This window comes from Rhizobium sp. BK512, from assembly GCF_014194915.1.
GTDB lineage: Bacteria > Pseudomonadota > Alphaproteobacteria > Rhizobiales > Rhizobiaceae > Rhizobium.
The window spans coordinates 70,481-82,078 of sequence record NZ_JACIAS010000008.1 but is presented as its reverse complement, the minus strand read 5'-3'; the positions used below and the strand labels follow the sequence as shown (position 1 = coordinate 82,078).

The window sequence follows — 11,598 nt, the reverse complement described above, 5'->3', positions numbered from 1 at the left end:
GTAAGCGATGTTTGACCCACGCGAAAAAATTGCACTATTCATTGACGGCGCCAACCTCTACGCTGCATCCAAGAGTCTCGGCTTTGACATCGACTACCGCAAGCTCTTGAAAGCATTTCAGAAACGCGGATATCTGCTGCGCGCTTACTACTATACCGCGCTTATCGAAGACCAGGAATATTCCTCGATCCGTCCACTCATCGACTGGCTTGATTATAATGGCTACAAGGTCGTAACGAAGCCCGCCAAGGAGTTTACCGACTCCATGGGGCGTCGCAAGATCAAGGGCAATATGGATATCGAGCTCGCAATCGATGCCATGGAACAGTCCGAAACGGTCGACCATCTCGTCATCTTCTCCGGCGACGGCGATTTCACCAATCTGGTCGAAGCGCTGCAACGCAAGGGACGCAAGGTTTCGGTCATTTCGACCATGTCCACCCAACCGCCGATGATCGCCGACGACCTGCGCCGCCAGGCCGATCACTTCATCGATCTCCTGTCGCTGAAAGCAGAGATCGGCCGGGATCCTTCCGAACGTCCTCCGCGTCCTGCCGAAGTGGCGCCAGCCAGCGATTTCGAAGACTAGGGCGCGTCGCGACTCCAGGATTCACTTGCCACGCTTTAGTCGTGCGTTCTTGCATGTCGCTAGTTCGAAATCGCTGCACGCTTTGCGCGACATGCTTCAAGCCTTCATTCGCGAATAGCCTGACGCTGCAGGCAAATGGTCAGCCGTTGCCTTTCAACAGACGGCTCTTCTGCCTGTTCCAATCGCGCTCCTTCTCGGATTCGCGCTTGTCATGCAGCTTCTTGCCCTTCGCGAGCGCCAGCTCGAGCTTGGCGCGGCCCTGATCGTTGAAATAGATCTTCATCGGGATCAGCGTCATGCCTTCGCGGTTGATGCCAGCGCGCAAACGGTTGATCTCACGCCCGGACAAGAGCAGCTTGCGGCGGCGACGCGGCTCGTGGTTGAAGCGGTTCGCCTGCAGATATTCCGGCAGATAGGAATTGATCAGCCAGATCTCGCCATCCTCATCCGAAGCGTAGGATTCGGCGATATTGGCCTTGCCTTCGCGCAATGACTTGACCTCGGTGCCCATCAGCACCAAGCCCGCCTCATAGGTATCGATGATTTCGTAGTTGAAGCGGGCCTTGCGGTTTTCCGCGACGACCTTCTTCACGATACGCTGGCTGCCTTTGGGGGCCATGACGATAATTCCATCCGAGGGGCGCGAATGCCGCGCCCTCATTTCCTGTCATCTATGTAAGGGGACGGCCCGGCTTTGTGAAGACGCAGGGCCGTGCAGCCTCAGTTGAGCAAGCCAGCATGACGCATCGCGGCGTCGATTGCCGCTTCCGTCGAAGGCTCCAGCGAGGACATCAGCGGCGAGCGGACCGCGCGGCTCATACGACCGAGCTTCGACAGGCCGTATTTCGCGCCACAGACGCCAGGCTCCATGAAGACCGCCCTGTGCAGCGGCATCAGCCGGTCCTGCAGTTCCAGGGCCTTGGCGTAATTGCCTTCAGCCGTGGCAGCCTGGAATTCCGCGCAGAGGCGCGGCGCAATGTTGGCCGTGACCGAGATGCAGCCGACGCCGCCATGGGCGTTGAAGCCGAGCGCCGTCGCATCTTCACCCGAAAGCTGCTGGAACTCCTTGCCGCAGGTGATGCGCTGTTCGGAGACCCGCTCGATCTTGCCGGTCGCATCCTTGACGCCGACGATATTCTTGTGGGCTTTCGCAAGCGCGCCCATCGTCTCCGGCGTCATGTCGATGACCGAACGGCCGGGGATGTTGTAGATATAGATCGGCAGATCGACGGCTTCGGCGATGGCGGAATAATGGGCGATCAGGCCCTTCTGTGTCGGCTTGTTGTAATAGGGCGTGACGACCAGAACGGCGTCGGCGCCGACCTTTTGCGCATGCTGCGCAAGCTCGATCGCTTCCCTTGTATTGTTCGAGCCAGCGCCGGCCATGACAGGCACGCGCTTGGCCGCAACTTCGATGCAGAGCTCCACCACCCGTTTGTGCTCGGCATGCGACAGCGTCGGCGACTCGCCGGTCGTACCGACCGGAACGAGACCTTTGCTGCCTTCCCCGATCTGCCAGGCAACATGAGCGGCGAAGCTGTCTTCGTCGATCAGGCCGGCATCGGTGAAGGGGGTTACGAGCGCGGGGATGGACCCATTGAACATGCAAAGCTCCTCACGGCCGATATCCTTGCTTCAGCCGCATTCCATGAATAAGAGTTGCGCACCATAGAGCGGCAAAAAGGCCGCGACAAGCGCGCATAGGTCGGTTTAGGGCAAATTCCGATAGCAAATGTGAATGAATTTTACCCGATGCGGTAAGGTTTCGTTAAGATGCCTCCAGCCAAATTGAGGGGCATGTTTTCGTTGCGAGTCATCCGGATGAAGAGAGCCGTTCTGATCCTGTCCGCCTTCGGCCTGGTGGCTGCGGCCTGGGGCAGCGCTGCATCGCAGCTCCCCGGCGAAAGCGCCCCCGTGCCTGCCGTCAAGCCGCTTGGATTCGTGCCGGAGACGGCGTCTTTCCCCGAGGCAATCACCACCGGCTCCATTCCGCGCACTGCAGCCATCGCGCCAGTCAACAGCGATCTTAAGGCAGGTCTGGATGCGCTCTCCAACAAGGATCCGCAACAGGCACTCGCCATCCGCAACACCATGGCGGCAGGAACGCTCGATCGCCACATCCTGACCTGGGCAATCGCGACATCCGGCCTGAAGGGCGTCCCCTCCTATGAGATCGCCAGCGCTTCCGACGAGCTGAAGGGCTGGCCAGGCCTCGAGCGTCTGCGCGGCAATTCCGAGCGCGCGCTTTATGACGAAAACCCGGCTCCTGCAGCCGTGCTGAACGCCTTCGGCGATACCACGCCGGAGACGCCGCAGGGCGCGATGATCATGTCGCGTGCACTGGTGGCGACCGGCAAATCTGCGCAGGCGACGAAATATATCGGCAAGATCTGGCGCAGTCAGGTGCTCGACAAGGCAACCGAAGACACGATCCTCGCGGAATTTGCCGGCCTGCTGACCGCCGCTGATCACAAGACGCGCATGGACTACCTTATGTATCGCGGCCGTGTGGCACAGGCCAAGCGCTTCGGCGACATGGGCCAGGCGCAGTCGCTCTACAAGGCCTGGGCTGCCGTCGACGCCAGTGCGGGTAACGCCGGCGCGCTGCTGAACGCGGTCGATGCCAAGTGGCGCAGCGATCCGGGCTATCTCTTCGCGCGCATCGAATATCTGCGCAAGCAGGACAAGTATCTCGACGCTGCCAAGCTCCTGCAGCAGATACCGCGCGACCGCAGCGAACTGATGAACTCCGGTGAATGGTGGAACGAGCAGCGGATCATCAGCCGTGGCCTCGTCGACCAGGGACAGTTCAAGGCCGCCTACCAGATCGTTTCCGCCTCCGTCGCGACGGTGCCGACGGATATCGTCGAAGCTCAATTCCATGCCGGCTGGTATGCGCTACGCGGACTGCAAGACCCGACGACGGCCGAGACGCATTTCCGCCAGATCCTGCAGGTTTCGAACGGCCCGCTTTCCGTTTCCCGCGCCTGGTATTGGCTCGGACGCTCCGCGGAAGCCGGCGGGCCGGGCAAGGCCAGCGAATTTTTCGCCAAAGCCGCGAATTTTCCGGGCACTTTCTACGGACAGCTGGCGGCCGAGCGGCTCGGGCGCAAAACCCTCAACGTCACCTATCCCTCGCCGACAACGGCAGACCGGCAGAACCTGCAGCAGCGCGAGGCGGTGCAGGCGATCGGGCGGCTTGAATCGGCCGGTCACGGCTGGCGTGCGGCAGCCCTCTACCTGGCACTTGCCGACCAGATTCAAAGCCCTGGTGAACTGGCAATCCTGACAGCCAAGGCCGAGCAAGCAGGCGACCATCATCTCTCGCTGCAGATCGGCAAGATCGCCTACGGGCGCGGCATCGATGTCGCAGCGCTTGCCTTCCCCGTCGGCGTCATTCCGGCGAACGCCAATATATCCGGTTCGGGAAAGGCGCTTGCCTATGCGATCGCCCGCCAGGAAAGCGCCTTCAATCCAGCCGCCGTCTCCGCCGCCAATGCGCGCGGCCTGCTGCAGCTGCTGCCGGGCACGGCCCAGGCGGTCGCCAAGCGGCACAATATCACCTATTCCAAGGACAAGCTGACGGCTGATGCCGGCTATAATGCAACGCTTGGCGCGCATTACCTCGGCGAGCAGATCGATGCCTTCGGCGGCTCCTACATCCTGACATTCATCGCCTATAATGCCGGACCCAAGCGCGTGCCGGAATGGATCGGCCGCTATGGCGATCCCCGCGGCAAGCCGGTCGACGAGATCGTCGACTGGATCGAGCGCATTCCCTTCCCCGAGACGCGCAACTACGTACAGCGGGTGATGGAGAATTATGAAGTCTACAAAGCGCGCCTTGGGCAGACGCCTGACATCGAGCGCGATCTCATCGGGGGCCGCAGCGCCACTTGAGGCTCATTGGCAGACCTGCCGAAAGCAAGCTACATCTCGTTCAGACAGATGGATGGAGATGTCATGAGCGACGCCGTCACAAGCGGGTTTGAGGAAAAATTCTATAGATCGACCGATGGGCTGAGGCTTTATGCTCGCAGCTACCAAGTGGCGGACAAAGAGCCTGACCGTCTGCCGATCGTCTGCCTGCCAGGTCTTACCCGCAACAGCCGCGATTTCCATGAACTCGCACTGATCCTGTCGCGGGATACGGTCTCCCCGCGACGTGTCGTTGCCCTGGACTATCGCGGACGCGGCCTGTCCGATCGGGACGGCAACAAGGCGAACTACAATCTCGCTGTCGAATGTGGCGATGTGATTGCCGGCTGCGCTGCGCTCGGCGTCGACCGCGCCATCTTCATCGGCACGTCGCGCGGCGGACTGATCCTGCATCTGCTGGCAGCAATAAAGCCGGAACTGCTCACAGGCGTCATCTTGAACGATATCGGCCCGGTCATCGAGCCGGCCGGGCTGGTGGCGATCCGGGATTATCTCAACCGTGATCGCAAAGCTCAAAGCTGGAGTGAGGCGGCAGATGTCCTCAGGGAGGATCACTCAAGCGCTTTTCCGGCACTCGGTCTCACCGACTGGGAGGGCATGGCGCATGCCATCTATCGGCAGCAGAATGGCGTACCCGTCGCCGACTACGACCCGGCCATTGCCGAGCAGTTGAAAACAATGGATTTCAACAATCCCCTGCCCGATCTCTGGCCGCAATTCGAGAACCTGGGCGCCATACCGCTGCTGCTCATCAGGGGAGAGAATTCGAGCCTGCTATCGCGGGGGACGGTGGATGAAATGGCGAAGCGGCATCCTGATATGCTGCAGATCACCGCAAAGGGCCAAGGTCATGCGCCGCTTCTGCATCTTGGCGATATTCCGCACACGATCAGGATGTTTGTCAGCAAATTCGGCTGATCCGGCTTACCTCGTTTCCCTCGGGGTTCATCTATTTCCAGGCTGCACCACAGATCGGTCTTCCGGCATGAAATGCAAAAAGCCCGGCTCAAGAGCCGGGCTTCCCTGAATGACCGAAGTCAGATCAGATTAGAATGCACGCTGCAGGCGGAAGTAGCCCGAGGTTACGTCGTCAGCACCATCCGGATCGAGGTACTGAACCGAAACCTTAGCGGAGAAGTTGTCTACGATCTGGTAGTCAACCGTCAGACCAACCTTCCAGGCATCGTTGTCGTCGTTGAATTCGTCACCGACGATGCCGTAGTGGCCGTAGTACTGTACGCCCGGGGTCAGCTTCAGCTTGTCGGTAGCCTTGAGGGCGTACTCGGCAGCAACTGCCCATTCGGACTTGTTGTAGTAGGCGTTCGGGTTGGTCGAGTAGACTGCTGCGAGGCCGAGCGTGCCCGGGCCGATTGCAACGGTACCCATAGCGCGAACAGCGCCTTCTTCGTTGTCGGTGTCGTAACCAGCCGTGACCTGGTAGGTGAAGGCACCAGCCTTGCCACCGAGGCCAACTGCTACACCCCAGTTGTTCGGGGTTTCACCGTCGTAGAACGGGCTGTCTTCCAGTTCGTCAACGCTGATACCAGCGTAGAAGTCGCCGGTTTCATACTGATAACGGATGGAGTTGTGCAGGGTGACCGGGGAGCCGATGTCGTCCGTTTCGCCGGAGAGACCATCGTCCCACCAGGAGTAGAACAGACCAGCGCGGAAGCCGGCGATGTCGAGGTAAGCAGAGTCAAGCTGCGTCTTCTGAGCCGAAGCGTTGTCAGCATTGGCCTGGATAACGATTACGCCGGTGAGCGGGCCGTATTCGGTATCGCTCTTAGCCGTGAACTGAACCTGACCACGCGTACGAGCATCCCAATCCGAGTCGTTCGGAACAGAACCGCCGCCGCCAGCGCCGATCGAGCTTGCGTTCGGAGCGACGTCAACCTGGAAACGGATGTAACCGTTGATCTTCAGGCAGGTTTCCGTGCCCGGGATGTAGAAGTAGCCGGTGCCGTAAGCGTCGCAGACGCGAACGTATTCAACCGGTTCCGGCTCGGCTGCAACGATAGCGTCAGCAGCCTGAGCGCCGGAAACTACTGCCATAGCGGCAGCAGAGCCAAGAAGAAGGCTCTTGATGTTCATAATGACCTCCAATTCAAGTTTCGTTCGGAGGTAAGATCACGCCTTACAGCGTTTCCCTGCCCTACCCCCGGGTGTTTGAAGAAGTCGGGCGGTCAGGCCCTTGCTTCCGAGGGTGAAAATACAAGACGGCGGCTGTCACGCAATCACCAACTTGTGTTCAAGAGGGGTTTACGAAAGCCTTACCGGAACCCTGTTGCTGAAAGGCCACAAGTTGGGCAACGGGCCAGTCGTTTGTTTAGGCTTTATTAAGAAACCGCTTATTTTCCCGGTGTTTATTGGGGTTTCATAAGGTACGGCGGAGACCAATCGTGCCAAATTGACACCATTTTCCCGCCAGATTCAGCTTTTTGCGATGATTGACTGACGACCGGCGCAAAGCTCGCGGATGCGAGAAACGAAACCGATTTCAGTTTTAGCCGACGAGAGGCGATTGATTCTCATGCGCGATTCGGCCGGCCGACCGTCGCGATTCTGGAACGAGGCAGACGACAGGGAGAATTCAGAACAGAGAAAATTGACACAGACACGGGGAGACGCTCGCCGAAGACCGCGACATTAGCAACAGAGGAAACGGCGGAAGGGACGAAGGTGGACTGGATCGCCACTCGATACAACACGGGGCTGAATGGGCGGTGAAACCGGGCCATTCGATCGATGAAGCTGTTCATCGGAGGTTCACGCCTGGAGGCTCAAGCTGAAAACTTGGAAGGATACGTCGATGAGGAAGCTATCATCAGCACTCGCAGCCGTCGTCCTGGCTGCATCTTTCGCCCCACCGCTAAACGCGGCTCCGATGTTCATGCCGAGAGCAGAGCAAGTGCAGATCGGCAATGTCGAGCAGGTCAGATATCGAGGCCATCGGCACTGGCGCGCGGATCGCTACTGGAACCACCGGTACGCCTACCGTTCCTGCGGATATTATGACAGATGCTACAGATATCCCCGCTACGGCTACAGGTACCCGCGGTACTACGATCGGGGTTATTACGGCGGCTACCGCGACTATTATGGCTACCGTCCGCGGTCAGGAGTGAGTTTGTATTTTCATTTCTAGCCGGCGACACCTGTCGGCCATATCGCCGGGCGCGGCCTTCAACGGCCGTTGCCCTGCCGATGAGCCAACAACAATCATGTCTTGGTGAATGTTATGGCTGATTTGATACCAGCTGCCATCCATCTGACTTCATCGATAAGAAGATAGATGGCGGAGAAGATGGGATTCGAACCCACGATACCATTCCTGGTATACTCCCTTAGCAGGGGAGCGCCTTCGACCACTCGGCCACCTCTCCGGTGGGAGCCCTGATATGGGTATTCCCCGGTACGATCAAGCTTTTTTTGAAGTTTTTCACACGCCCTTTGCGCAGATCGCAAACGCGACGACGACAGTTCAAAACTGAATCGGCCGCAGAGGCGATCAAACCCCTATCCGTTCATGCCAGGAGTTGCTTCAGGTCGGCCGCAGGATCGGCCAGGATTGCGCGGTCAGGATTGATGCCGGATTCAAGCATCTTCTTGCCCGTCACATAGGCCTTGGCATCATTGATGGCATCAACGGCGATCAGCTTGCCCTCGCGGAAATACCAGACGGAGCTTGCTCCTTCACGGGAACCTGGACGCAGCAGCGTGTCGTCGTAGCCCATATTGAAGCCGGCGATCTGCAGCTTCACGTCATACTGGTCCGACCAGAACCAGGGCTTGGGGTCGTAGGGTTCGTTGCCGCCAGCGATGACGGCGGCCGCGGCATCGGCCTGGTCGACGGCGTTCTGCACGGATTCAAGCCGAATACGGCCGCCCTGCCAGGGCAGGCTGGCGCAATCGCCCGCCGCATAGATCGACGGGTCGGATGTGCGGGCAAATTCGTCGACAATGATTCCATTGCCGACTTCGAGCCCGGCCTCCTTCGCCAGAAGGTCGTTCGGCACGACGCCGATGCCGACGATCACGAAGTCCACTTCGATGATGGCGCCGTCTGAAAGCTCGGCGCCCGTCACGCGGCCGTCCCGGCCGATCAGGTGCTTCAAGCCGGTCTTTTCGCGAATCGTCACATCATGGCTCTTATGGATCGCACGCATGATATCGGCGGTTTCACTGGCAGCGACACGCTGCAGGATCCGGTCGGCCATTTCGATGACGGTCACTTCCAGGCCGAGATGGCGGGCGACGGCCGCCGCCTCGAGACCGATATAGCCGCCGCCAATGATGAGCACACGGCGGCCGGGCCGCATTTCGCCGGCAAGCAGGTCGGCGTCGCGCTTGTCGCGAGCGACGTAGACCCCTTCCAGATCGCCGCCGATCGCGGCAGGCAGGCGGCGGGGTGTGGAGCCGGTCACAAGCGCGAGGGTGCCATAATCGAGAATGGAGCCGTCCTGCAGAAGGACTTGTTTGGTCTCGCGCTTGATCTGCTCGGCCCAGGTTGAAAGGCGGATCTCGACATTATTATCGGGATACCAATGCTCGGGACGGAACAGCAGACGGTCGAAGGCCATCTCGCCGAGCAGATACTTCTTCGACAAAGGAGGGCGCTGGTAAGGAAGCACGTCTTCGGCGCCAATCAGCGTAATCGGACGCTCGTCCTTCAGCGCACGCAGCTTGGCTGCCAATGCGAAGCCTGCCTGCCCCGCGCCGATGATCACCAGTCTGTCCGTCACGATACCACTCCCGAATATCAGCCATTCAACAGGGACAAGGCCTATCCCCTGCCCCAAACGCCGTCAACGGAAGCGAAGGCTTGCTTCAGCCGATCTCGATCCAGCGGCGCTCATGGAAGGACTGTGCCATGGCATGAACCGACTTCTCTATCCTGAGACCGTCTTCGAATGTCACGATAGACGCCGGCTCCCCGGAAATCGCCCGGATCAGTTCCCGGCATTCGATAATCTTCAGATCGTTGAAGCCGAGACCGTGACCGGGCGCCGGGATGAAGCGATCATACGGCTGATGGGCGGGTGCCGCCAGTATCTTGCGGAAGCCCTGCTCCGAGCCTCGTCCTTTGGCCTGATAGAGCTCGAATTCGTTCATGCGCTCTTGATCATAGAGAATGGAACCCTTCGAGCCATAGATCTGCAGCGCTATACGGCCCTTGCGGCCCCAGGCGGCACGATTTGCCATCAGCACGGCCGAGATGCCGCCGCCGAGGCGCATCAGCACATTGGCCGCATCATGATTCTCGACCGCGCGGCGACCGCCGCCCGATACCGGGCGATCGGCATAGGGTTTGACCATATCCGAGGTGACAGCTTCGACATGGCCGAAGAGATACCAGAGCAGCGACAACGGATGGACGGCGAAATCGTCGAGTGCGCCGTAACCGGCAGAAAGCTCGCTCTTCCAATAGAACAGGACATCAGGATCGGCCATGAAATCCTCGTCCATTTCGACGCGGATGTGATTGACGGAGCCGATCGCGCCCTCACCTATCAGCGCCTTGATATGCCGCATGATCGGGTTCTGGATATAATTGTAGCCGAGCACTGCGACCTTGCCGGATTGTCTGGACACCTGAAACATGCGCTCGGCATCGGCATAGGCGGGCGCCATCGGCTTTTCACACCAGACGTGCTTGCCGGCCTCGAGGGCGGCGATCGCCATTTCGGCATGGAACTGATTGGGTGTGGTGACGGAGACGACGTCCACATCAGGATCCGCAATCAGCGCCCGCCAGTCGGCCGTCGCCTTCTCGAAGCCGAACTCCCCGGCGCGGGTGCTTGCCAGCTCGGCATTGGCTTCGGCAAGATGCACGAGACGCGGGCGCTCGACATCGCCGAAGACCGTTTTCACCGCATTCCATGCGAGTGCGTGGCACTTGCCCATATAACCGGTGCCGATCAAACCTATGCCGAGTGGCTTCATGTCAGGGTCTCCTCCTCAACTCCGTGGGAATTTTTGGAATATTTGGATCATTTTGACAAGCAGGTGCTGATCCATCTTTTCATGCCGATCTTCTCAAAATTGTCTAAAACCTTTGATTTTCAGACTATTAAAAACAATTAGGCGCCTTCGTCGAAATCGTTTATGCTCCGAAATATGGAATATTTGTTTCATCTTCTGAGCCGTCAGCATGGATAGTGACCCCCAAAGAGCGCGCGTGCCGCGCGATTTCGAAAGCCTGCGCAGTACGATCATCGAGCGGAAGGCGAACATGCCGAAGCGGCTGGCGCAGGTGGCCGCCTTTGCGCTCGGTAATCCTGATGAAATCGCCTTCGGCACGACTGCCAGTATTGCCGCAGCATCGGAAGTCCAGCCCTCCACGCTGGTACGCCTCGCCCATCACCTCGGCTATGAGGGCTTTTCCGATCTCCAGAGCATTTTTCGCGAGCGGCTGCGTGACCGGACGCTGAGCTATGAGGAACGCCTCGTCACGCTGGAACAGTCCGGCGGGGATGACGAGGATGCGACGCTGCTGACCGGCTTCATTTCGGCTGCCAGCCAGTCTGTGAACCGGCTTGCGGCGACCGTGCAGACGGACACGTTTGCGAAGGCCGTCGATATCCTGGCGGCGGCGGAGACCATCTACCTGATTGCCAAGCGGCGCTCCTATCCGCTGACGGCACACATGACCTACGCCTTTTCCAAACTGAACATCCGCCATCAGATCGTCGCCTCGCCAAACGGCGTCGATCCGGAGATGGTGCAATTCGCCACGCCGCGCGATGCGGCGATTGCGGCGAGCTTTTCGCCCTATGCCGCCGACAGCCTCATCCAGAGCCAGGAGCTTGCCGATCGCGGCGTGCCGGTGATTGCGATCACCGATTCGGCCTTCTCGCCGCTGGCTGCCTGCGCGACGCACTGGTTCGAAATAGCCGAGGCCGATTTCGCCGGCTTCCGTTCATTGTCGGCCTCCATGGCGCTCACCATGGCGCTGCCGGTTGCCATTGCAGAGCGGCGGCGCAAATTACAGCACGCAAAACCCGTGAAGACCAAAATGGAATAAACATTCCGAATTGACAAACAGACGGAACCAATGTTTCATTATTCAA

9 protein-coding genes and 1 tRNA gene are annotated in these 11,598 nt (G+C 59.4%); 4 read left to right on the top strand and 6 right to left on the bottom strand.

Annotation, left to right across the window (positions count from 1 at the left end):
* The first annotated feature begins 7 nt into the window (after positions 1 to 7).
* Positions 8 to 589: an NYN domain-containing protein gene (locus FHX06_RS26150; protein ID WP_007820126.1), complete on the top strand. Its 582-nt coding sequence runs from the start codon at positions 8 to 10 to the stop codon at positions 587 to 589.
* Between the two features lie 139 nt (positions 590 to 728).
* Here FHX06_RS26150 and smpB read toward each other — a convergent pair whose 3' ends face one another.
* Together smpB and dapA are read right to left on the bottom strand one after the other, a co-directional pair.
* Entirely contained in the window at positions 729 to 1,208 is a 480-nt protein-coding gene (gene smpB, locus FHX06_RS26145; protein ID WP_018115602.1) for an SsrA-binding protein SmpB, read from the bottom strand.
* A 101-nt stretch (positions 1,209 to 1,309) separates the two neighbouring features.
* Complete coding sequence (gene dapA, locus FHX06_RS26140; protein WP_183881366.1) at positions 1,310 to 2,194, bottom strand: 4-hydroxy-tetrahydrodipicolinate synthase; 885 nt, start codon at positions 2,192 to 2,194, stop codon at positions 1,310 to 1,312.
* A 216-nt stretch (positions 2,195 to 2,410) separates the two neighbouring features.
* Here dapA and FHX06_RS26135 point away from each other — a divergent pair, with 216 nt between their 5' ends.
* Both FHX06_RS26135 and FHX06_RS26130 read left to right on the top strand, forming a co-directional pair.
* The gene (locus FHX06_RS26135) at positions 2,411 to 4,489 is read left to right on the top strand and encodes a lytic transglycosylase domain-containing protein (RefSeq protein WP_183881364.1); all 2,079 of its coding nucleotides are present in this window, start codon (positions 2,411 to 2,413) and stop codon (positions 4,487 to 4,489) included.
* A 63-nt stretch (positions 4,490 to 4,552) separates the two neighbouring features.
* Positions 4,553 to 5,446, top strand: a complete 894-nt coding sequence (locus FHX06_RS26130; protein WP_183881362.1) for an alpha/beta fold hydrolase — start codon at positions 4,553 to 4,555, stop codon at positions 5,444 to 5,446.
* Between the two features lie 129 nt (positions 5,447 to 5,575).
* Here the strand turns inward: FHX06_RS26130 and FHX06_RS26125 are convergent, their stop codons facing one another.
* The 4 genes from FHX06_RS26125 to FHX06_RS26110 form a co-directional block, all read right to left on the bottom strand.
* Positions 5,576 to 6,619, bottom strand: a complete 1,044-nt coding sequence (locus tag FHX06_RS26125; protein WP_112967967.1) for a porin — start codon at positions 6,617 to 6,619, stop codon at positions 5,576 to 5,578.
* A 1,202-nt stretch (positions 6,620 to 7,821) separates the two neighbouring features.
* Positions 7,822 to 7,911: transfer RNA gene (locus FHX06_RS26120), tRNA-Ser, on the bottom strand.
* Positions 7,912 to 8,052: 141 nt separating this feature from the next.
* Positions 8,053 to 9,270, bottom strand: coding sequence for an NAD(P)/FAD-dependent oxidoreductase (locus FHX06_RS26115; protein ID WP_112967942.1), 1,218 nt, complete (start codon positions 9,268 to 9,270; stop codon positions 8,053 to 8,055).
* Between the two features lie 85 nt (positions 9,271 to 9,355).
* A complete protein-coding gene (locus FHX06_RS26110; protein ID WP_183881360.1) occupies positions 9,356 to 10,471 on the bottom strand; it encodes a Gfo/Idh/MocA family protein in 1,116 nt (371 codons plus the stop codon).
* Positions 10,472 to 10,679: 208 nt separating this feature from the next.
* Between FHX06_RS26110 and FHX06_RS26105 the strand changes: the two genes are divergently transcribed.
* Positions 10,680 to 11,552 carry a MurR/RpiR family transcriptional regulator gene (locus tag FHX06_RS26105; RefSeq protein WP_112967940.1) on the top strand — a complete coding sequence of 291 codons (873 nt, stop codon included), beginning with the start codon at positions 10,680 to 10,682 and terminating at the stop codon, positions 11,550 to 11,552.
* The last annotated feature ends 46 nt before the right edge of the window (positions 11,553 to 11,598 follow it).